Raw genomic sequence first — 22,173 nt, forward strand, 5'->3', positions numbered from 1 at the left:
CGGTGGAAACACCGGTTTTTTTATGGGATTAATCTTTGATCTTATTGGATAGAAATGTATACTGGATCATAGTTTGTCTTGATTCTGTTAAATATGAATAATGAATCTAATTATTATGTTTGGAATTTTAATCAAGAGGTGATTATGCCTTATATTGGTTTAATTTTATTACTCATCAATATTGCATACTATATCTATAATAGCTTTCTGTAACACAGTATCCTGTTTGTTAAAATAATTGCACCACAATTAAATAATTAAAAAATTATGGTAAATCGGTTGCTTTTTACCTAAAGGTAACATTTTAAACCCGAATCCTTTATAGTATGCATGCTGAAAAAATGCAGGAAAACCCTCAGCTATGAATAATCAAATACCTCAGCAAGCTCAATCTTGGATTGAAGTCCATGATTTGAGTTTTAAACGAGGGAAACGTGTCATTTTCGATAATGTCAGTTTAAAAATTCGGCGTGGCCAGATTACCGCGATTATGGGGCCTTCAGGTACGGGAAAAACCACTTTGCTGCGTCTGATTGGTGGTCAGTTGACGCCTGAGCACGGTGAAATTCTCTTGGACGGCAAAAGTATTGCAGATATGTCACGTCAGGAATTATTTGCTGCACGTGCACGTATGGGTATGCTATTCCAAAGCGGTGCACTGTTTACCGATATGAGCGTCTATGAAAACGTGGCTTTTCCGTTACGTGCACATACGCAACTTTCGGAACATCTGATTGCCGAGCTGGTGGCACTCAAACTGGAAGCGGTAGGCTTGCGGGGTACTGAAAAGCTGATGCCTTCAGAGCTGTCAGGCGGGATGAACCGTCGTGTGGCCTTGGCTCGCGCCATTGCACTGGATCCGGAGCTGATCATGTACGATGAACCTTTTGCCGGCCAAGATCCGATTGTAAAAGGGGTCCTCGCCCGTTTAATTCGTACCTTGCGTGAAGCACTGGATTTAACCACGATTATTGTGTCGCACGATGTGGGAGAAACCCTATCTATTGCCGATTACATCTATATTATCGCGGAAGGGATTATTCAGGGTGAAGGCACGCCGGCTGAATTAATGCAGCATGAATCGGCATTTGTTCGTCAGTTCTTAACCGGTGCTGCTGAAGGTCCTGTCGATTATCAGTTTAGCCATACGGCTTATTTAAGTGATGAGGTGCGTTCATGAATGCTATTGCCTCATTAGGTAGACGCGTTATTGAACGCGTTCAGGGGATAGGGGTGGCAACCCAGATGTTGCTGCAAATCCTGTTTTCCATGCCGACCTGGCTCGGGGTTAAGCTGTTTATTTACCAAATGTACCGTATTGGTGTGATGTCTTTATTGATTATTGCCGTATCGGGTTTATTTATTGGTTTGGTACTGGGCTTACAAGGCTATTCCATTTTGGTCAATATCGGCTCAGAAGCCATGCTGGGCACCATGGTATCTTTAACCTTATTAAGAGAGCTGGCTCCTGTAGTGGCGGCATTGCTGTTTGCAGGGCGTGCCGGTTCAGCTTTAACGGCTGAAATTGGCCTGATGAAAGCTACAGAGCAGCTGGCCAGTATGGAAATGATTGGGGTCGATCCGCTAAAGCGTATTGTTTCCCCGCGTTTATGGGCCGGTATTGTCAGTCTGCCGATGTTATCGATTATTTTTGGTGCCATCGGCATCATGGGCGGTAAAATGGTCGGCGTCGATTTTTTAGGGGTAGATGAAGGTTCTTTCTGGAGTGGCATGCAAAATAGCGTGCAGTTCTATAAAGATATTTTCAATGGCACCATTATTAAAAGCCTGGTTTTTGCATTGCTTTGTACCTGGATTGCGGTCTATCAGGGTTACGCCTGTGTGCCAACTTCAGAAGGGATTGCAACATCGACTACGCGAACAGTAGTGTATTCCTCATTGTGTGTTTTGGGTTCTGATTTTGTGTTGACTGCGGTCATGTTTGGAGGTGTTTAATGAAATCACGTGCAAGTGAGCTGGCCGTAGGTATTTTTGTCATTCTTACCGGTATTGCGTTATTTTTCTTGGCCATGAAAGTCAGTGGCCTGATGGGAACCAACCTGCGTGACAGCTATAACATGACTGCGAGTTTTGACAATGTGAACGGTCTGAAACCGCGTGCCAAAGTGACCATGAGTGGTGTCACCATTGGTCGTGTTACCGATATTACTCTTGATCCAGTATCGCGTTTGGCAACGGTGTATTTCGAGCTGGATGGCAAGTTAACGTCTTTTAACAAAGAACAGCTGAAAAAGGTTCAAGCCAATGCTTTGGAAGAATTGCGCTATAGCACAGAATACAGCGAAGCGGATCCTGCGAAACAAAAAGAAATGGAAAAGCAACTTGTTGCTAACATGAACTCCATCACCAGTATTGATGAAGATGCTTATATTATGGTAGCCACCAATGGCTTATTGGGTGAAAAATATTTGAAAGTGGTACCAGGTGGCGGCCTAAACTATATCAAACGTGGTGAAAGCATTGCCAATACCCAAGGCACCATGGATCTTGAAGATCTGATCAGCAAGTTCATTACTGGCGGTGCGGGCAAGTCATCAGCGAAAGTGGCGGAAGAAAAAACATCAACTGAATCAACAGAAGATGCGCAAACTTCATTTGTTGAATAATTTGGAGAGGAGAATTTAGTGAATACCTTACTTAAACATACACTTGGCATAAGTGTTTTATCAACAATGATGGCGAGTACTGCTTTTGCACAACCAGCTGAAACTCCACCAGCTTTTGTAAAAAAAGTGGCGGATGGTCTGATTAGCCGTTTAAAAGCGGATCAGGCAAAATTGCAAAACAATCCTGCTGCAGTGAAAGCGATTGTGCGTCAAAACCTTGATCCTTATATTGATTCACAAGCCTTTACCCGTCTGGTGATGGGAACTTATGCGACCAATCAGTATAGTACGGCTGCTCAGCGTGCCAAGTTTGAACACAATTTTCGTGAAACTTTAATCGAAAATTACGGTACAGCGTTTGCTAAATATACCAACCAGACTTATAGCCTGCGTCCATATAAAGAAACCAATAGCAAAAATCCTGTGGTCACGATTGATTTTAACAACAAAGGTGAAAAAACTCCGGTATCTTTCCAGTTGGTGGATAAAGGCAATCAATGGAAAGTGCGTAATATCAATGTGGCTGGTATTGATTTAGGTTTACAGTTCCGTAATCAGTTTGCTGCAACGGTAAAACGTAATGGTGGCAATATCGATAAAGCGATTGCGAACTTCCAACCAGATGCATCTGTAAATAAAAAATAACCGGGAAGGGTGTTCAGTGATTCAATTCATTCATCAGGAATTGCAGGTTTCCGGCAAAATAGATTATGCCAATGCAGAGGACTATTACCAGCAAGGTTTGAAACTGATTCAATCGCAGAATCAGTTTCCTATGGTGGTCAATCTGGCACAGCTGGAACAGGGCGGTACGCTGGCTTTGGCCGTATTGGTGCGCTGGTTGCGTCAGACCCCGAAAGCCCAAGGCTTACAGTTTAAAGCAGTCCCTGAGAAGATGCTGAAAATCATTCAGGCCTGTCATTTGCACGATGATCTGCAGCTGATTACCTAATCCAATAAAAAAGCACCGCCAGGTGCTTTTTTATTGAGCTGAGCTTGTAAGAGATGAATATTGAGCAGTCCTCTCTCCCTCAGGGAGAGATTTAGAAAGAGGGGATAAAATTAGAATTCTAGATTTCTTCCTGTAGCTAGATTGGCGAGTAAAGCAGCTTAGATAAGTAATGAAATTGATGGGATTTAAAATACCTCCCTCTAACTCCCTCCTGGAAGGAGGGAGGATAAATGATGCCTCAAATCCATTTCTTCCAGCGGAAATAGGCCAGCGGTCCAATAAAGAAAGCCGCTAAAATAATGCTGACCATAATGAAGCTGGTGGTTCCTCGTGCAAAGGGCAGTACATCGGTATTCATGCCATAAACACTGGCAACCAGCATGGGTGGTGCGAGCATGCTTGGCAAGATCGAGAAGCGACGGATGGTATCGTTCTGTTCGGTATTAATGAATCCGGAGGTGGTGTCCAGCAAGAATCGAACCTTCTGGAACAGGAAGGCATCATGTTCGACCAGAGATCGAACGTCTTCACTCAGTTCCCGAATATCGGCATCATAAATATGACTGCCCAACGCACGTGGACGGGACAGGAAAGTCAGGACACGGCGCAAATCGATTAAACACAATTGTGCTTTTCCAAGTATGTCTTCCAATTGTGCCAGACGGGTAATCATGTCATCCAGATCGAGAATCTGTTCACGATGGCGGTTGTTGAGCACTTCGGTAGAGTACTTTTCTAGATCCTTGTGGATATCTTCCAAGATATCCGCAAGTTCATCCAGTTTGGCTTCCAGCAAGCCAAGCAAGACCCAGGTCGGGTCTTTATAGTCAATCTCATAGTCATTGCGGCGGGCACGGGCACGGAAAGCACGAAAGGCCACCAGTTTTTCACCACGCAGGGTAAACAGGTGTTGTTTATGCAAAATAAAGGCTACCGTTTGCACGGTTGCCAAAATGCTCGAGTTGTCATCGGTTTCGCCATCGACCTGAAAATTTTTATTTTTCGTCAAAAAGTAGGTGCTGATATGTAAAATACCATCATCATCACGGTAAAATCGTGCCGATGAAGAAATATCCTCCAAGGATTTTAGCGTCGGTAAATTTTGCTCATAAGCATCTAAGACCCATTGTTGTTCTTCTTGTGATGGGGCAATGAGATCGATCCACACTAAATCCGGGTGGAGATCAAAACCACCATTGATGGTGGCATCTTCCAAACTACCGCGCTCTGTGGCGTAAAAGGCTTCAAGCATGCTGTCTTTTCCCTGCGCAGTATAGGTGAATTGATGGGTGTATTTTAGACAAGGAATTGAATAAAAACACTGATTCAATCGCTTTTTTATTAAAAAATCTCCTGAAAATTTACTTTATTAATATGACATCTGCAAAACAGGCTGAAACAATGACGAAATCGATCGCAATTTTTTGTGGCTCAGCTTTAGGTACCGATTCGATTTTTTTAGATACTGCACAAAAAGTGGGACAAACCCTTGCCCGGCAAGGTAAAACGCTGGTCTATGGCGGTGGCCGTTCTGGCTTGATGGGTATGGTGGCCGATAGTGCTTTACAGGCAGGCGGCAAAGTCATTGGGGTAATTCCAAGGGTGTTGGTGGATCATGAGCTGGCTCATCCGCATTTAACCGAATTGTATGTGGTGGCCAATATGCATGAACGTAAAACCAGGATGTCGGAACTTTCTGATGCCTTTATTGCCTTGCCGGGTGGTGCAGGTACGCTGGAAGAGATTTTTGAGCAATGGACCTGGTCACAGCTCGGTATTCATTTAAAGCCCTGTGCATTTTTAAATGTGGCCGGATTTTACGATGATTTGCTGAAATTTATTCAGTTGACCACAGTAAAAGGTTTTACCCAGCCACGTTTTTCAGACAGTATGATTGCTTCGGATTCCATTGAAGAGATTTTGCAACAATTTGATGCTTTTCGAGCGCCACAACCGAAATGGGGTATGGCTGATCAAGAAATTTTGGTGAAACATGCATGAATATCATTACTGTAGCGGCGGCCATTATTTTAAATGATCAACAGCAACTGTTAGTGGTGCGTAAACGTAACACGTCCTGCTTTATGCAGGTGGGTGGCAAGCTTGAACCCCATGAGCCACCCGAAATCACAATGCTGCGTGAAATTCAGGAAGAAATAGGCTGTCGGGCCTCGATTGAGCAATTCATCGGTCGTTTTGAAACTGCCACTGCCAACGAGCCGGATCATCAGCTGGTGAGTTATTTGTATTATGTGACTTTAGATCATGCCCCGAAAATTGCCGCAGAAATTGCCGAAATGAAGTGGGTCGATCTGGAGGATCAAACTACCCCATTAGCACCTTTAACCCGTGAAATTGTCATGCCGTGGGTGAGGCGGTTTTTAACACAAAGCACGATGTCCTGATTGGCAAAAGGATTCTTCCCTCAAGGGTGAGCCGACACCTCCCTGGGAGATAAGGGGAAAATCCGTATGTCCTTTCCAAAGATTAAATCTCTGCACTGGCAATACAGGCTGCATAAACTTTTTGACAGCCTAATGCTTCAAGTTTCTGTTTTAAAGCATGTAGCGAACTGCCAGTCGTGACTACATCATCCAGCATCAGCACTTTGCGGTAACGCACACGGGTCTTTGTGGTAATCACAAATTGCTGGTCAATTTGATCCAGCCGTTCGATCCGGCTCAAGCCTTTTTGCGAATGTTGGGCCAGTCGTGCAACCGGTTGCCAGACTGGAATATTCAGCTGTTTTGCCAGGAGTTTCGCAAGCAGCAAAGACTGGTTATACCCCCGTTCTGCCAAACGCTGATGGGAAATGGGCATCGGGACAATGGCTTGGATTTTGGGAAGTTTGAGACCGATAAGTGAGCCCACAAGCAGATTTTGAAAGTGCAGCTGTTGTTCATATTTGAATTTTTGAATGATGCGATCCATCGGATAGGCATAATGACAGGCCACCTGAATCTCCATTTCCTGTCGTCGGATGGTCTGTTTCAACCAGGGCAATTGTTGCCAGCAATCTGTACAGACTGAATGATGACGTTGCTGGTCTATGCCACAAAGTACACAGGGGAAAAGGCTCTGCATGGCTTTGTGCAGTAAGGGGTGAATCAATTGCAGCATGTTTTCTTCTTCTTTTTATTTAACTTTATTTTGCACAGTTTGTTGATGGTTTCAAGATTGGCAGCATCCATGCCACTTATACGATAATAAATAACCGACTCAGCCTGTTATTTTATAGGTGTCTTACATTATTTTATACATAGGCATAGCGAGGGGCTTCAGGTAACCAGCGTTTTAACAGGGCTTCGGCATTGTCTGGATAGTCTTTTAAGATTTGCTGCGCGACATAATGTGCCTGATTCAGCAAATGATCATCACGTTCTAACTTGGCGACCCGAAAGCCCATGTCCCCGGTTTGCTTGGTGCCAAGTAACTCGCCCGGCCCACGAATTTCCAGATCTTTTTCGGCAATGATAAAACCGTCATTGGTTTCACGCATAATGCGCAGCCGTTCCTGTCCATTTTGCGAAAGCGGATTTTTATATAGCAAGGCACAGAAACTGGCAGTCGCACCACGACCGACACGACCGCGTAGCTGATGCAGCTGTGAAAGTCCCAGACGCTCGGCATTTTCAATCACCATGATGGAGGCGTTTGGTACATCCACGCCAACCTCAATTACCGTAGTGGCAATCAAGAGTTGCAACTGATTGTCTTTAAACTGCTGCATTACGGACTGTTTTTCATCGGCTTTCATTTTGCCATGCACCAGACCAATGTTGAGCTGAGGAAAACGTTCCTTAATTTCCTGATAAGTCGCTTCAGCAGCCTGTGCATCCAGCGTTTCCGACTGTTCAACCAGTGTGCAGACCCAATATGCCTGTTTGCCTTCAGCACAGTTTGTAGCAATACGCTGTAGCACTTCTTCACGGCGGTCCAAAGGAATGGTGACGGTCTGAATTGGGGTGCGGCCCGGTGGCAGTTCGTCAATCACCGAAGTATCCAGATCACCATAAGCAGACATGGCGAGCGTGCGTGGAATAGGGGTAGCAGTCATGACCAGTTGATGTGGGGTCATGTTATTGGCACCTTTATTGCGTAGTGCCAGTCGCTGATCGACCCCAAAGCGATGCTGCTCATCAATAATCACCAGACCGAGTTTGGCAAATTGGACATTTTCCTGAAACAGGGCATGAGTACCTACCACCAGATTGGCCATGCCTTGTTTAATGGTTTGCTCAGCTGCTGCACGAGCTTTGCCTTTCTGTTTGCCTGAAAGCCAGGATACATTCAGACCTAAAGGCTCAAACCATTTTTTAAAGTTCAGATAATGCTGTTCGGCCAAAATTTCTGTTGGAGCCATCAGTGCCACTTGCCAGCCTTCTTCCAAGGCATGGCAGGCAGCCACCCCAGCCACCAGTGTTTTACCAGCACCCACATCACCCTGAACCAGACGCAGCATCGGCTTGTTCTGTTTTAAGTCCTGCATAATTTCTTTGGAGACCCGTTTTTGTGCACCGGTCATTTCAAAAGGCAAGCCAGCCAATAACTGCTTGGCAAATTTTTTACTTGGGCTAAAAGAGGGGGCGGCAATCTGCTGGATATAGGCACGCCGTGAGAGCAGACTGATCTGATGCGCCACCAGCTCTTCAAAAATCAGCCGCTGCTGGGCCGGATGGGAACCTTGTGCCAGCTGTAGCATATTGGCATTCAGTGGCGGTTCATGAATATATTGCAGTGCCTGTTTTAGTGCATAACCATTGGTAAATTTTTCCGGTAATAATTCAGGCAGCTCATCACTATGCTGTTTCAGTGCCTGTTTAACATATTCACGCAGCTTGGGCTGAGTTAAACCTTCTGTTGCTGGATAAATGGCCGTGAGCTGGGTTTTTGGTAACGGAGTATGTTCAGTAATCAGCTGGATTTCCGGATGATACAGTTCCAAACCACGTGCACCGACGCGAACTTCGCCAAAAATCCGTAAGCGGTTGCCCACTTTGGCTCGATCGGTCAGGGTTTTATAGATATGGTAAAAACGTAAGGTGACTTTGCCGAAATCATCCTGGAGCTGGATGGCCATGGATTTGCGTTTGCCGGGTGGAAAATCGACCCCTTTCACAATACCTTCCAGCAAATAACTGCGCCCCACGACCAATTGGTTCATGGGGATGATCGTGCTACGATCTTCATAATCACGCGGTAGATGAAACAGCAAATCATCTGTCGTAAAAATATTCAGTTTTTCCAGTAGTGCAGCAGAGGCAGTTCCTACCCCTTGCAATTGATGGACTGCAGCCATTCGCCCTCAACTTGAGTTAAATCATCAGGTGCTTAATGCATATATTATTTATAGGTTATGGTAAAACATCTACCCGGGTTGCTAAACAATTATTTCAGCAAGGGCACCAAATTACCACAATCAGCCAAAGTCCGAAAACTGATCACTATGCGACTCATCTAATTCAAGATGTGCATCAGCTTGATTTGACTCATCTTGAACCTGTGGATTGGGTCTATGTTTTATTGTCGCCGTCACAAAGTTCTGTGGAAGGCTATCAGCAGACTTATGTCGATTCAGTGGCTCCGATTGTTCAAGCCTTAAAGTCCCATCCAGTGCAAAAAATTGTGGTGGTGTCGTCAACTCGGGTTTATGGTGAAAATGCGGGCGAGCGGATTGATGATGAATCTGTTATTCAACCTGTAGATGAGCAGGGGCGATTACTCTGGAAAATGGAGCAACTCTATCAACAGGCATTCGCTGGACGCTGTGTGGTGATCCGTCCTACAGGAATTTATGGCACGTCCGTGGCGAGGATGATCAAGCTGGCTGCAACGACCCAAAGCTATCCTCAAATTCACTGGTCTAACCGGATTCATATTGATGATCTGGCGAGATTCCTGGCGCAACTGATTCACGTGGAACATCCCGAACCGTCCTATATTGTCACCAATAATCAGCCTGTACCTTTACATGAAGTGATTCAGTGGTTTCAGCGGCAACTCAATTTGCCTGAACTGGTTGTGGAAAGTCAGAAGGAAACAGGGAAACGGATTTATGCTACACGGATGAGGAAAAGTGGATTTCAGCTAGAGCATGAGGATTGTTTTGGGGATTATGCAGAATTATTAAAGACGGAGTGAATGTCACCTTGATATTTGAAATTCCTCCTCCCTATGGGAGGAGTTTAGGAGGAGTGTTCTTTAATTAACCTCTCCCTAGCCCTCACTTACGCTTTATAATAGCTTAGAAGTGTATTAATAGACCTCTCCCTAACCCTCTCCTTTCAGGAGAGGGAATACTTAAGACTCTTATTTCTTCTTCCGTTTCAAACGGCGTTTCGCTTGCTGCGCCGCAACGGCATCCAAAGCTTCTTTTAACTCTTCATCGCTGAAGGCAGTAATGTGCTGAAGCATCTGCAAGGTCACATCATCCAGTACCAGATTGGCGTACTGAGCCACGTTTTGGAAGTTCTCGTCAAACACAATGGCGTTATCTTCATTGTTACGGATATAGCCCTGCTGAGTCAGCACTTTAATGAAACTCTGGAACAGCGATTTATCAAAGAACTCCGGTGAGTTGAATTCATACAATACCGACAGACGTTGACCAACCAGATGACTGAGCTCTTCCACCTGACGGGTAGAGATGTTGCCTGAACCACGCTGGGTGATTAAAGTCAGGGTCATATAGTAACGCTCCAGACTTTGCATCACAGGTGCAGCAAGCACTACCAGCTGATTGTGATCTTCTGAATTTGGTGCAGGGGAAAGCAGGTTGCCCTCGCTATCTTCAGCAATCAGTTTCGCCTGAATCAGCGCTTCTGCATAAGCACAGATCTGATCTTTCAGCTCTTCATCTTGCCATTTCAGGAACAGTTCCGCTTTTAGGAATGGATAAAGGGTGCGGATGACATTGATCAAATCGCCACGGCGAATCGAACCATTATGTTCAACCAGCGCAGCAATCAGTGACGGCAACACGAAGGCATGCAGAATGTTGTTACGGAAATAAGTCAGCAATACTGCCTGATTGTCTTCAATGGCAATGATATCACCTAGGACATGCTTCACACGTTTAATCAGTTTCAATTTTAAACCGTATGCAATAATTTCCTTGCCTGAAAGCGGTGTTACCTGAGTACGTGCATCATAAGGCAATGCAGTCAATAGCTTACGGTAGGCATCCAGTTGCTTGATGCAGATTTCTTCATCCAGCGTATGTTTAGGCGTAGCCAATAGAATTAGCGAAAGCAGCGATACCGGATTGATCACCACAGCACGGTTAATATTTTCCAGAATGGCATGCGCAGCACTGTTCACTGTATCCGAAACTTCTTGTGGAATCGGATCATCATTCTTGGCAATTTTAATATTTTCCGCACCATGCTGTTTCAGCATGTCATCAAGGAAAACCGGCTCACCAAAGTTCACATGCACCTGGCCGAAAATGCGTTCAATTTTGCGCAGGGTTTTTAAAATACCCATGATCGATTCGGATTCTTTGTCTTTACCGTTCATTTCACCGACATAGGTGGCACCTTCCATCAGGCGTTCATAGCCAATATAGGTTGGTACAAACACGATCGGTTTGGAACGGCCACGCAAATGCCCGTGAACCGTCATGGCCAGCATGCCGGTTTTGGCTGGCAGCAAGCGTCCTGTGCGCGAACGGCCGCCTTCAATAAAGTATTCCAGGGGCGTGTTACGGGACAGAATATTGAAAAGATATTCTTTAAAGACAGTAGTGTACAGACCATTACCGCGGAAAGTACGGCGAATAAAGAAGGCACCGCCACCACGCAATAATTGTCCGACAAAAGGCATGTTCAAGTTATCGCCCGCGGCAATGTACGGCACCATCATGCCGCGTTTATAAATCACATAAGACAGCAATAAATAGTCAATATGACTGCGGTGACAAGGGGTATAAATAATCTCGTAATCTTTGGCCAGTTCCCGCACGGTACTGAAATTATGCACTTCAACGCCATCATAGAGCTGGGTCCATAAACGGGTCAGCGCCATATCGGCAAAACGCACGGCCGAATGCGAATAGTCCGATACAATCTCGTTTAAATAGCCAATGGCACGACGTTCAGCTTCAATCATACTGATTTTGCCACGGATGCTTTCACGGCGGATGGCATCTTGAACATCTGTGGATTTGATCAGTGAATGCATCACGTTGCGACGGTCTGAAAGATCCGGTCCAAGTACGACTTCACGCTGACCATCTAAATAGTTGTTTAGTTTGTTAAGAATATACGTCGCAGGTGACAGGTTCGGATGGGTTTGTTTGGCAAATTCGATCAGCTGGCGTAAAGACTGCCCTTGATGGAATTCCAGATAGGATTGGCGACCATGCAGGCCAATATTCACCAGCTGTTTAACGGTACCTGGTGTTGCCCAGGTGTCGGTAAATAGCAGTTTCAGCCAGGAATCTTCTTTGTCTGGTGAACGTCCCCATAATACGGTAACCGGAATCAGTTCAATATCAACCTGAGGATGATGTTCCAGAATGTCGATCAGGCGCAATAAGCGTGGCGGAAAGGCATGCAGTGGCGGATTGAGTAAATTGTTTTCATCATGATGCTGCAAGAACAGTACTGATGCTTTTTCTTTATGATCACCCACCACCAGCGGATCTAATGCCGGTGACAGTTTCAGACGGCGAGTTTCGCCATCGACAATCAGTGCATTACTACGTGAATAATTTTGTAATACATAGCACACCACTTTTTGCTGAACGGGTTGCTCTGTCCGGGAATTTACTTCTGTAGTTGTCGGTTCAGTAGGAACCTCACCAAGAACATGTGGGGTTACCACCAGGTCAAGCAGCTTACTGGAAAGCTGACGATAGATTTGACCAAAGCCACTCTTGGACATACATACTCCTACTTAAATGACCGAAACCACAGATTTCTGAGGGGAAATAGTTTTGTAGTATTGTAATTGAAAACAATATGTCATTTTCTGACAAAATGCATATTGAGTGTTAAATTTTATCGTTAAAAATCGTATTTTTAGCGAATATTCAGCACAAATCGCGTGACAGACCAGTCAGTTGAACTGTAGGGCTTTAGTCGGGATTTGTGGCAGAATAGCAATTATAGCTTAGCTGATTGATTGAAATTTTTCGCCTAGATTTTAGGTATCCCACATTAAAACAGGTTGCTTATGAATGCCTTAACCCAAGAGCTGGTTGAATTACTAAGTCTTGAAAAAATTGAAGAAAATATTTACCGGGGGCAAAGCCGTAATCTGGTCGGTAAGCGGGTCTTTGGTGGGCAGGTGTTGGGGCAGGCCTTACGCGCGGCATCCTATACCGCAGATCGTCCGGCACATTCATTACATGCCTACTTTTTATATGGCGGAGATGTTAACGCACCGATTATTTATGAAGTGGACCGATTACGTGATGGCAAGAGTTTTGTCAGTCGTCAGGTACGTGCCATTCAGCATGGGCGGACGATTTTTACCGCCATGATTTCATTTGCTAATCCGGAAGAAGGCCTGAATTATCAAATCTCCGAGCCGGAATATCCTACGGTTGAAGACCTGAAAAGTGAAGCAGAACTCAAAGCACAGCTGGTCGAATTTGTGCCGGAAAATGTGCGTGCCAGTTTTATGCGTGACCGTCATGTGGACATTCGTCCAGTCAATCCACAAAATCCGTTCCAGCCACAGCCTGAAGCCCCATCATACGCTCACTATATCCGCACTCATGGTCAGATTGCCCAGAAGGTTGATGAAATTTCATTGCATCAGGCTATTGCGGCCTTTTACTCGGACTTTACCTTAATGACTACGGCTTTACGTCCACATGGTTTAAGTTATATTTCTCCGAGTCTGCAATGTGCCAGCATTGACCATGCCATGTATTTCCATAAGCCATTCCGTGTTGATGAATGGATGCTCTATGATATGGAGGCCACCATTAGTGCCAGTTCGCGCGGACTGAATTTTGGCCGTATGTGGCAAAATGGTGAGCTGGTGTGTAGCACAACCCAGGAAGGTTTGATTCGCTTGCGTGAAATTGAAACCCAATAAGGGCTGAACTGTCATAAAAAAACCGGACCTGCTGTCCGGTTTTTTTATGGTCATTTAATGGCAGCGAGGGATGTCCTCGGAAACATCTTTGTGGCAGCCATGGCCTGAATGGGCAACTGCTACGCTTATATTGAGAATGAGTGCGGTCATGAGCATGATTCTTTTCATATGGCTTCTCTTTTAATTATTGGCTGAATGAGTATCTATGCATAAGCAGATTCTATGCCATCAGTTTATTAAAGTATTGTTGATTCAGATAAAGTGAGTTACTGGCTTTGATCTATTTCTGCTGAGCTTGTGACAAAAAAATCCTCGATTCTAAAAATAGGGCATGGCATAGTGCCTGACAGGACTTAATGATAAAAAGCATGTGGTAATGAGCTTAAATACACAAATATTGATTGCTGCGATTTTAGGGGTGGCATTCGGGTTTCTGTTAAACCTGTTTCCAAATACCCAGTTTTTCGATATCAGTCTCTATGGTTTGGGGCTGGCCAGCAGCATTTTTATTGGTTTATTAAAAATGCTGCTGATTCCCCTGATTTTCAGTTCGATTGTGGTCGGCGTTTCGAACTTGCAGGCCGGTGGACAGTTGGGGCGAGTCTGGAAAATCACTCTACTGTGCTGTGTGACCACCACCACCTTGGCGCTCATTTTAGGCTTAAGCTGTGCCCATTTGTTTAATGTGGGCAAGGGTGTGGATATCGTGATGTTTCAGGATGCCATGAACAGTCATCAAACGCCCGATACCTTAACGCCATCGTCCTTCTTCACCAATTTTATTCAAAATACCCTGATTAATCCCTTTAAAGCCTTTGCCGAAGGCAATGTGCTGGCGGTAGTAGTATTTGCGCTGTTTATTGGGGTGGCGCTGGTTAAAGGCGGAGAGAATTTCCGCAGTGTACGCAAGTTAAGCCTGCAATTTTTTGACATCATGATGTTGATGATTAGCTGGATGATGAAGCTGGCACCGCTGGGTATTTTTGCCTTACTGGCAAAACTGATTTCAACCGAAGATGTTTCTGTATTAAGCCGTCTGGCCGAGTTCGCTGCCGTGGTGACAGGAACCACCATTTTCCATGGTGCAGTAGTATTGCCTTTGTTGCTCTGGATTTTTGGCAAGATGAGTCCGATCACTTTCTTTAAAGGGACACGGGCTGCGCTGATTACCGCATTTGCCACCAGTTCCAGTTCGGCTACCATGCCACTGTCGATGAAATGCGCGCAGGAAAATTTAAAGGTACGTCCACAAACCGCAGGCTTTGTCATTCCTTTGGGCACTCAGCTGAACATGGATGGCACGGCGCTGTATGAAGCTGCAGCAGCACTTTTTATTGCCAACCTGATGGGGCTGGACTTAAGTTTGGGTCAGCAACTGGTGGTCTGTGCAACCGCTATGATTGCCTCGCTGGGGGCGCCGGGTATTCCAAGTGCCGGTATGGTGACCATGATTATGGTGCTGCAATCAGTCGGTTTACCGGCAGAAGCCATTGCCATCTTACTGCCGATCGACCGTTTGCTCGATACCGTGCGTACCGTGGTCAATGTTCAGGGCGACATGATGATCAGTGTAGTGGTCGATCGTTATAGCCGTGAAGCGCAAGTTGATTAGTCTAGTTCCAAGCTAGGATTAAATACAATTTCCCAGACATGATCATCGGGATCTTGGAAATAACCTGCATAGCCGCCGTAAAAGGTGGCTTGTGCGGGTTTAATAATTCTGGCACCAGCATGTGCTGCCTGAGCCATGACCTGATCGACTTCCAGTGGACTATAGACATTTTGTCCCAAGGTCATTTGAGTGGCACACATTGGCGTCAGTTCCAGTCCGGTATCCTGTTGAATGCTGCTTTGCGGCCATAAAGCGAGTTTCAGGCCTGACTGTAGTTCAATAAAGGCCACAGCGCCATGTTCAAATTCCTGCCCCGTGATTCCTTCACAGTGTAGGCCCAAACCTTCACGATAAAACTGTAATGATTTTTCCAGATCGCGTACCCCAAGAGTAATGACTGAAATCCGTGCTTGCATAGGGTTGTCCTTATTGTTGTTTTCCTAGACTTTTATCTTAGAACAAATCAAAAGCAGGACATAAAGCCCGACTGTGTGGAAATTGTATACAGAAATTTTAGTGTTATATGGATGATAAAAAGGACTAGGTCACTTTGGGCAGATAAATAGGATTGCTCATGAATCAGCTGAGTTTGATGTTCCTTAAACGGGAGAGAAGTTTCATCATACTGTCTTTATTATTTTTCTGTGCAGTACTGTACTTGAGCTTAAGGTCAGTATGAAAAAAATGTCCCGCATTGTGATGAGCAATACAGGACACTGCAATATCAATGGATGAGGATTTTTGTCAGACAGACCCGATCAATCCGCTTGTCGGCTCTGATCGGTGGCATCTTCGGCAATTTCAGTCTCGCATTCTTCCTCTGCCAGTTCTAAAGATTCGAGAGGTTCATCCAGATCATCAAGACTGGCTGCAGGAATGCTGTCCAGATCAAATTGTGTTGATTGCTCAAGGGTAAAGTTCAAACGGCCACCCATCACACTGGCCAGCTCTTCGAGGCCCTGCTTGTTGAGGGATGAAAACAATTGAATGGAGAAATCCAGCTTCATTTTTTTCAATGCCGCTTTCACTTCCTGCAAGGCTTTGGATGCCGGTCCACGATTCAGTTTATCTGATTTGGTCAGCAAGACATGCACGAACAATTTACGTGAGTAGGCCCATTCCAGCATCATCACGTCAAAATGTTGCAGCGGATGACGGATATCCATCAGCAGTACCAGACCTTGCAAACTCTGACGATGAATCAGGTAGTTTTCCAGTTCTTTTTGCCAGACAATTTTCATTGCTTCAGGTACAGCTGCATAGCCATAACCCGGTAAATCGACCAGACGCTGTTCTGGATTGCCGAGGCTGAAGAAGTTAATCATTTGGGTACGGCCCGGCTTTTTAGAGGCACGTGCCAGCTGTTTCTGGTTGGTTAAGGCATTAATTGCACTGGATTTTCCAGCATTAGAACGTCCGGCAAAAGCGACTTCATAACCAGTATCTTCAACGCAAAGGCTCAGCTTTGGCGCACTCATCAAAAATTCAGCTTTACGCAACCAGTTCAATGCGCGAACAGAGTACTCAGTAATGGCAGGATCAACTTTTTTCTCATAGCTGATCTTTTGCTTGGGCGCATGGGCTGTCTTACTGTTTTTCGATTTTCCTCTGCTGTGATGCATAACTCAACTTCAATAAATGATCTACAAGCGAACATTATAAAGGAAGTCGTTCGGGCAAGCGAACTTTGCAAGCGCAGGAATTAGAGATTGATCATCTGGATTGGAGATTGAGTGGTGTATTTGGCTGCCGGAGAGTTATTTAAAACCTGAGCCAAGGTGTATTGATCTAGGCTTAGATAAAACTGTTCTACTGCCTGATCGAGAAAGCCTTTTAGTCCGCACTGAGAACGCAGTACGCAGGGTGGGGTATTGCATTCGACAATCTGGTTTTCACCTTGCAGGATGCGTACGACTTGACCCAGGTTCAATTCAAGAGCCTCAGGGTTGAGTCCAATCCCGCCGCCTTTGCCTCGCGTGGTAATCAGCCAGTTCTGTTTGCCCATAAAATGCACAATTTTCACTAAATGGTTTTTAGACACATGCAAGTCTTGGGCAATTTCTGCAATGGTATAAGGCATATCCCGTGGCTGGGCAATATACATTAAGATACGCAAAGCATAGTCGGTGAATTTATTTAATTGCATGATCGTGCTGATATTTTTCAAAAAATGAATAGATAAGGGCTAGTCTAGCATAACTAGACCAGCCCCCTCTTTATTTTATGCTGACCCAGCAGGCTAGTGTTTTACGCCACCTGTACCAAACGCTTCACTATGAATATTTTCAGCAGGGATGCCGCGAGCAACCAGCGCCTTTTGCTGTTCAGCCATAAATGGCATTGGACCACACAGATAGTAGTCAGCATTGACAGGTAACAATGCGCTATCAACGGTGCTTAAGTCCAGGCGACCGGCAACATCATAATCTTCACCTAATTTATCGCCTGGATGTGGGAATTCATAAGCGGTAAATGTGCTAAGACGAGGATATTTTGCTTTCAACTCCTGAATATGTTGATGCATTGCATGCACTTGTTTGCTACGGCAGGCATGGATAAAGGTCACAGGCTGTGGCATATCCAGAGTCACCAGCTGATTCAGCATGGCAATCATTGGCGTTAAACCTACACCACCACTAATGAACACATTACGTTTATTTGGATCGATCAGGTAAAAGTTACCTGTTGGTGCAGAAACTTCAATTTCTGAACCTTCTGGCAAGCTATGTAGGGTGTTCGACACCCAACCTGGAACCATGTCGCCTTTTTGGTCTTCACGTTTTACCGAGATACGTAAATAATCCGCTTGTGGGCAAGTGGAAAGCGTATATTGACGAGGCTGTTTCAAGCCCAGTTCTTCAACGAAAACACGCACTGAAATATATTGGCCGGCTTCGTATTTCGGCAATGCGCCGCCATCGACAGGTTGAAGATAGAAAGAGGTGATTTCATCGCTTTCAACGACTTTCTTGGCAATCTTGAAGTTACGCCAGCCTAACCAGCTACCTTTGGTTTGTTGATGCTGATCGTAAATGGCTTTTTCAGTGCTGATGAACAGGTCTGCCAGTTGACCATAAGCTGCTGCCCAAGCGCCAATGAGTGGATCGTCCATTGAAATGCTTAGAACTTCACTGATGGAATGAAGCAGGTTTTCACCAACAATATTATAGTCAGGGGCTTGAATGTTCAGGCTAACGTGTTTGTGTGCGATTAACTCAACTACAGGCAAAAGCACAGAAGGATCTTCAATGTTTTCAGCATAAGCCAACACGGCGCCTGCAAGAGCTTGTGCCTGTGCACCACTGCGCTGGTGCCCCATATTAAATGTTTCTTTTAGATCTGGATTATTGCCCAACATACGGTTATAAAAATAACCAGTTAATGCTACGCCATTTTCACGGAGTACAGGAACAGTGGCTTTTACTAGGTCAATTTGCTGCGGAGTCATGTTTGATCTCTCATGGCTGTTATTTATAAGATGTATTAAAAATACATGTTATAAAATCTTTTTACAACACCTATTTTTGGTTAAACCATAAAAAAATTATGGAATATAAGAATATCCGATGGTTTGATTGCTTTTGATTTGTAAACCAGATTATTTTCTGCCATTAGTAAATCTTCTAAATAGCGGACTATTTTGCCCGGTCGAGTCTCCTAAGTTGCTTGTAGCACGGGTGGCAAAAGTATAGGCAGTATCTTGAATCAGCTTTTTATACTGTTGGGCGGTACGTTCAGCATGTTTTTTCAGCTCTAGTGTTAGGTGCTGTTGGCGTAGCTGTTGTGTGGACAGAACTTCTGCTTCGCTGGGTTACTGTTTTCTAAAGCGGTTTTTCTTTTTTGTTTGATGCACTTGCTGCTACTTGGTTTTGTAACTTTTCAATAGACATTTAAAATCCAGACTTTAGTTTATCCATGCTGGTAATTACGCTATGGCTGATCAGTAGGTTAGGTTTTTCCGGCTGCATTGAATTAATTGGATTAAAGGAAGAGTAGGCGGGTATTCGGCCGCAGCCAAAAAATACCAGCCTACCCATAGGTGAATTGTTCTGTCAAAACATGAGGATCATCTTTTTACCAGTTCCGACTACCCCGGCAATCAAACCGTGGTGCCGGGAAAAATTGTGAATGTAAAACAATTTTTGGGTGTGTACTGGTAGCATTTTCCTGACACTGATAATAGATAGGTCCTTTTTTATTCTTTAATTTTTTGCTGGTTTAACTGCTGCAATGCCTGTTTGATATCCTGGATTAAATCTTGAGGATGTTCGAGTCCGATACAAAAACGGACTAAAAGTCCTTCTTTTAAGTGGGAATGTTCCAGTACACGCATATCTTTCAGGTTGTACAGCATGACCAGACTGATCGGTCCGCCCCAGCTAAAGCCCAGTTTAAACAGTTCCAGTGCATCGCAGAAGCGACGAATATCTTCCAGGGTATATTCGGGCTTAAAAATCACACTGACCAGACCGGCACTGTGTTCTTCCCTGCAAATTTCTTTCCAATGTTGATGTCCTGCTGATTCAGCATCGGCAGGATGTAACACCTGTACAAACTCAGGTTGCTGTTTTAACCAATTCAGCAATGTTAAACAGCTTTGAGATTGATGCTGATAACGCACTTGCATCGATGCCAGACTGCGCTGTACCTGTGCCACATCGTCACCTGACACACTAATCCCCTGAATGGCATGCATCCGGAATAATTGATGATGCAGTTTCTGGTCACCGGTCACTACTGAACCCATCAAGATGTCACCGCCACCACTTGGATATTTGGTCAATGCATGTACAGTCACATCTACACTTAAATGCTCATCGCCAAAATTGAAGGCATTAAAAGCCAGCCCTGCACCCCAGGTATTGTCAAGTGCTGTCAGTATGTTATGCGCTTTGGCTTTTTTCACCAGATTGATCAGGTCGGGAAATTCCAGGGTCACGGAACCTGCTGCTTCTAACCAGATGAGTTTGGCTTTATTGGTAGGCTGGAAAGTCTCTGCATCAATCGGGTTATACACTTTAATGCTAATACCATAACGCGTTTGCAGGTTATGCAGGTGTTCCATATTTGGACCATAAATGTTGTCTGCCACCCAGACTTCATCCCCCTGGGCAAGAAAACATGAATTCACTAAATTAATAGCCGACAAGCCACTTGGTGCCAGCAGACAATATTTTCCGCCTTCGATCTGGGCAATGTTGTCGCCTAAAGTAAAGGTTGTAGGCGTGCCGTGGGTGCCATAACTATAATCATAATCATCGCTCCAGTGGCGATTAAACAGTGCATCGGTGTTGTCAAAAATAATCGTCGATGCACGAAACACGGGAGGTTGAACGGTAGAAATATATTGTGGGGCTTTTCGTGGTGCGTGAATGAGTGCTGTTTGTGAGTTTTTTTTCAAGGTGATGCTCTAAGTCGTACCAAAATTAGTCTTAGCTTAAGAGAAACACGCGGATTAGGCTATATAAATGCCGAAATGTATAGAAACCTTAATTTACGCCTAAAGTTGGCTTCATTCTTGCTAAAACTATGGCAGAGCTAAAACAATAGGCGGAGGCGCATGAAGTCGCATTTAAGAGTACATTATTTTCAGCATATTGCTGGTGAAGGGTTCGGCAGTTGTTATCAATTCTTAAAACAGCATCACGCTAAAATTACCGCAACGGAATTTTTTGCCTTACCTGTAGATCGACCACTTGATATCGAGGCTTTGCCGCAAGTGGAAGATGTAGATTTGCTCATTATTATGGGAGGGGCAATGAGTGTTAATGATGAAGCAAATTATCCCTGGTTAAAAGTAGAAAAGCGCTGGATCAGGCGTTATTTATCTATGGGTAAGCCGGCCATTGGTTTGTGTCTGGGCGGGCAATTGATTGCCAATGCTTTGGGGGCGGCAGTCAGGCGCAATGAACAGCAGGAGTTAGGTTTGACAGAGGTACGTAGGGTGAAGCATGTGTCTGAAGAGTGTTTTGAGTTGCCAGAACAGTTTAAGGTCATGCAATGGCACAGTGAAACCTTTGAAATCCCGAAAGGCGCTATTCATCTGGCGGAAAATGATGCCTGCCGCAATCAAATGTATCAAATTGGAAAAAATGTCTTGGGATTTCAATTTCATCCTGAAATAACCCCAGAGGTACTGCAACTGTTTTTAGAAAATGATGAAGAGTTAGAGAGCTTTTCCGGTCAATATGTGCAAACGGAACGTCAATTAAAAAGTATGTCTAAAAGTGACTTTATTAAAGGAAATCAAATACTAAACCAAGCGATAGAGTACGTTTTACAAAAAACTGCATGCTGAGTTATTTTTAAACAAAACACTAAAAGGATAAACAGAAAAAAAGAGGAAAAAGTTAAAAATGGATTTGCTTAAGCGTTAAACAATCGCTATAATGGGCGACCCTTTGATGAAAGGGGGTTGGCTACGAATAAAGTAGTTAACATCGTGACAGTCGTGGCATCGATCATGACCTTAGTGATAATTCACTGCTCTTGACACTTGCCCACATAAAGTGGGGTGAGATGCGTCAAGAGTGATTCTTTATATATATTTGGCTTGGAGTTAACTGGTATGTCTAACCAGAGAATTCGTATCCGTCTTAAGTCTTTTGATCACCGTTTAATTGATCAATCAGCTCAAGAGATCGTAGAAACAGCAAAACGTACTGGCGCACAAGTGTGTGGTCCAATCCCGATGCCTACTCGCATCGAACGTTTCAACGTTTTAACATCACCACACGTTAACAAAGATGCGCGTGACCAATACGAGATCCGCACTTACAAACGTTTGATCGACATCGTTCAACCTACAGATAAAACTGTTGATGCATTGATGAAGTTGGATCTTGCAGCTGGTGTTGATGTTCAGATCGCTTTGGGTTAAGGCTTTCGGTTAATTAACGCTCTAAGTTAATTAGGCCGCTTTTTTAGAGGTT

Annotated in this window: 21 protein-coding genes; 12 read left to right on the top strand and 9 right to left on the bottom strand. The window is 44.5% G+C overall.

The window, feature by feature from the left end:
- Positions 1-361: 361 nt before the first annotated feature.
- Genes FTT83_RS07305 through FTT83_RS07325 form a run of 5 tightly spaced genes read left to right on the top strand, consistent with a single transcriptional unit; the run spans position 362 to position 3,579 of the window.
- The gene (locus FTT83_RS07305; RefSeq protein ID WP_086195794.1) at positions 362-1,180 is read left to right on the top strand and encodes an ABC transporter ATP-binding protein; all 819 of its coding nucleotides are present in this window, start codon (positions 362-364) and stop codon (positions 1,178-1,180) included.
- On the top strand, positions 1,177-1,956 hold the full coding sequence (mlaE, locus tag FTT83_RS07310; RefSeq protein WP_166168689.1) for a lipid asymmetry maintenance ABC transporter permease subunit MlaE: 780 nt from the start codon (positions 1,177-1,179) through the stop codon (positions 1,954-1,956). Before FTT83_RS07305 ends, mlaE begins: the two co-directional genes overlap by 4 nt.
- Positions 1,956-2,627, top strand: coding sequence for an outer membrane lipid asymmetry maintenance protein MlaD (locus FTT83_RS07315; RefSeq protein WP_180042130.1), 672 nt, complete (start codon positions 1,956-1,958; stop codon positions 2,625-2,627). Before mlaE ends, FTT83_RS07315 begins: the two co-directional genes overlap by 1 nt.
- An 18-nt stretch (positions 2,628-2,645) precedes the next feature.
- Positions 2,646-3,272, top strand: a complete 627-nt coding sequence (locus tag FTT83_RS07320) for an ABC transporter substrate-binding protein (RefSeq protein ID WP_180042128.1) — start codon at positions 2,646-2,648, stop codon at positions 3,270-3,272.
- Positions 3,273-3,288: 16 nt separating this feature from the next.
- Positions 3,289-3,579, top strand: coding sequence for an STAS domain-containing protein (locus tag FTT83_RS07325; RefSeq protein WP_180042126.1), 291 nt, complete (start codon positions 3,289-3,291; stop codon positions 3,577-3,579).
- A gap of 238 nt (positions 3,580-3,817) precedes the next feature.
- On the opposite strand, the gene FTT83_RS07330 is transcribed toward FTT83_RS07325, so the two are convergent.
- Entirely contained in the window at positions 3,818-4,831 is a 1,014-nt protein-coding gene (locus FTT83_RS07330; RefSeq protein ID WP_086195789.1) for a CorA family divalent cation transporter, read from the bottom strand.
- A 149-nt stretch (positions 4,832-4,980) separates the two neighbouring features.
- Between FTT83_RS07330 and FTT83_RS07335 the strand changes: the two genes are divergently transcribed.
- The gene (locus FTT83_RS07335) at positions 4,981-5,580 is read left to right on the top strand and encodes a TIGR00730 family Rossman fold protein (RefSeq protein ID WP_180042124.1); all 600 of its coding nucleotides are present in this window, start codon (positions 4,981-4,983) and stop codon (positions 5,578-5,580) included.
- Entirely contained in the window at positions 5,577-5,984 is a 408-nt protein-coding gene (locus tag FTT83_RS07340) for an NUDIX domain-containing protein (RefSeq protein WP_086195788.1), read from the top strand. The genes FTT83_RS07335 and FTT83_RS07340 overlap by 4 nt, the downstream gene beginning before the upstream one ends.
- An 82-nt stretch (positions 5,985-6,066) precedes the next feature.
- On the opposite strand, the gene FTT83_RS07345 is transcribed toward FTT83_RS07340, so the two are convergent.
- On the bottom strand, positions 6,067-6,699 hold the full coding sequence (locus FTT83_RS07345) for a ComF family protein (RefSeq protein WP_180042122.1): 633 nt from the start codon (positions 6,697-6,699) through the stop codon (positions 6,067-6,069).
- Positions 6,700-6,832: 133 nt separating this feature from the next.
- Positions 6,833-8,878, bottom strand: a complete 2,046-nt coding sequence (gene recG / locus FTT83_RS07350) for an ATP-dependent DNA helicase RecG (RefSeq protein WP_180042120.1) — start codon at positions 8,876-8,878, stop codon at positions 6,833-6,835.
- A gap of 35 nt (positions 8,879-8,913) precedes the next feature.
- Here recG and FTT83_RS07355 point away from each other — a divergent pair, with 35 nt between their 5' ends.
- A complete protein-coding gene (locus FTT83_RS07355; protein WP_180042118.1) occupies positions 8,914-9,720 on the top strand; it encodes an NAD-dependent epimerase/dehydratase family protein in 807 nt (268 codons plus the stop codon).
- Positions 9,721-9,888: 168 nt separating this feature from the next.
- Here the strand turns inward: FTT83_RS07355 and plsB are convergent, their stop codons facing one another.
- On the bottom strand, positions 9,889-12,465 hold the full coding sequence (plsB, locus tag FTT83_RS07360) for a glycerol-3-phosphate 1-O-acyltransferase PlsB (RefSeq protein WP_180042116.1): 2,577 nt from the start codon (positions 12,463-12,465) through the stop codon (positions 9,889-9,891).
- 291 nt (positions 12,466-12,756) lie between these two features.
- Between plsB and FTT83_RS07365 the strand changes: the two genes are divergently transcribed.
- Both FTT83_RS07365 and FTT83_RS07370 read left to right on the top strand, forming a co-directional pair.
- Positions 12,757-13,629 (top strand): acyl-CoA thioesterase II, encoded by an 873-nt coding sequence (locus tag FTT83_RS07365; protein WP_180042114.1) that lies wholly within the window; start codon positions 12,757-12,759, stop codon positions 13,627-13,629.
- A 376-nt stretch (positions 13,630-14,005) separates the two neighbouring features.
- Complete coding sequence (locus FTT83_RS07370) at positions 14,006-15,241, top strand: dicarboxylate/amino acid:cation symporter (protein WP_180042112.1); 1,236 nt, start codon at positions 14,006-14,008, stop codon at positions 15,239-15,241.
- Here the strand turns inward: FTT83_RS07370 and FTT83_RS07375 are convergent.
- The 5 genes from FTT83_RS07375 to FTT83_RS07395 all read right to left on the bottom strand — a co-directional run bounded on the left by FTT83_RS07375 (position 15,238) and on the right by FTT83_RS07395 (position 20,642).
- A complete protein-coding gene (locus FTT83_RS07375) occupies positions 15,238-15,657 on the bottom strand; it encodes a VOC family protein (protein WP_166168709.1) in 420 nt (139 codons plus the stop codon). The two genes, FTT83_RS07370 and FTT83_RS07375, sit on opposite strands and share 4 nt — an antisense overlap.
- A gap of 342 nt (positions 15,658-15,999) precedes the next feature.
- Positions 16,000-16,863 carry a ribosome biogenesis GTP-binding protein YihA/YsxC gene (gene yihA, locus FTT83_RS07380; RefSeq protein ID WP_166168711.1) on the bottom strand — a complete coding sequence of 288 codons (864 nt, stop codon included), beginning with the start codon at positions 16,861-16,863 and terminating at the stop codon, positions 16,000-16,002.
- Positions 16,864-16,943: 80 nt separating this feature from the next.
- On the bottom strand, positions 16,944-17,387 hold the full coding sequence (locus tag FTT83_RS07385; protein ID WP_166168713.1) for an Rrf2 family transcriptional regulator: 444 nt from the start codon (positions 17,385-17,387) through the stop codon (positions 16,944-16,946).
- A 93-nt stretch (positions 17,388-17,480) separates the two neighbouring features.
- Positions 17,481-18,689: an NO-inducible flavohemoprotein gene (gene hmpA / locus FTT83_RS07390; RefSeq protein ID WP_166168715.1), complete on the bottom strand. Its 1,209-nt coding sequence runs from the start codon at positions 18,687-18,689 to the stop codon at positions 17,481-17,483.
- A gap of 747 nt (positions 18,690-19,436) precedes the next feature.
- Positions 19,437-20,642 carry a PLP-dependent transferase gene (locus FTT83_RS07395; protein ID WP_180042110.1) on the bottom strand — a complete coding sequence of 402 codons (1,206 nt, stop codon included), beginning with the start codon at positions 20,640-20,642 and terminating at the stop codon, positions 19,437-19,439.
- Positions 20,643-20,801: 159 nt separating this feature from the next.
- Between FTT83_RS07395 and FTT83_RS07400 the strand changes: the two genes are divergently transcribed.
- Both FTT83_RS07400 and rpsJ read left to right on the top strand, forming a co-directional pair.
- Positions 20,802-21,539 (top strand): type 1 glutamine amidotransferase, encoded by a 738-nt coding sequence (locus FTT83_RS07400; RefSeq protein WP_180042108.1) that lies wholly within the window; start codon positions 20,802-20,804, stop codon positions 21,537-21,539.
- A gap of 270 nt (positions 21,540-21,809) precedes the next feature.
- Positions 21,810-22,121: a 30S ribosomal protein S10 gene (gene rpsJ / locus FTT83_RS07405; protein ID WP_000070912.1), complete on the top strand. Its 312-nt coding sequence runs from the start codon at positions 21,810-21,812 to the stop codon at positions 22,119-22,121.
- The last annotated feature ends 52 nt before the right edge of the window (positions 22,122-22,173 follow it).

Source organism: Acinetobacter sp. YH01018, assembly GCF_013420295.1.
Lineage (GTDB): Bacteria > Pseudomonadota > Gammaproteobacteria > Pseudomonadales > Moraxellaceae > Acinetobacter.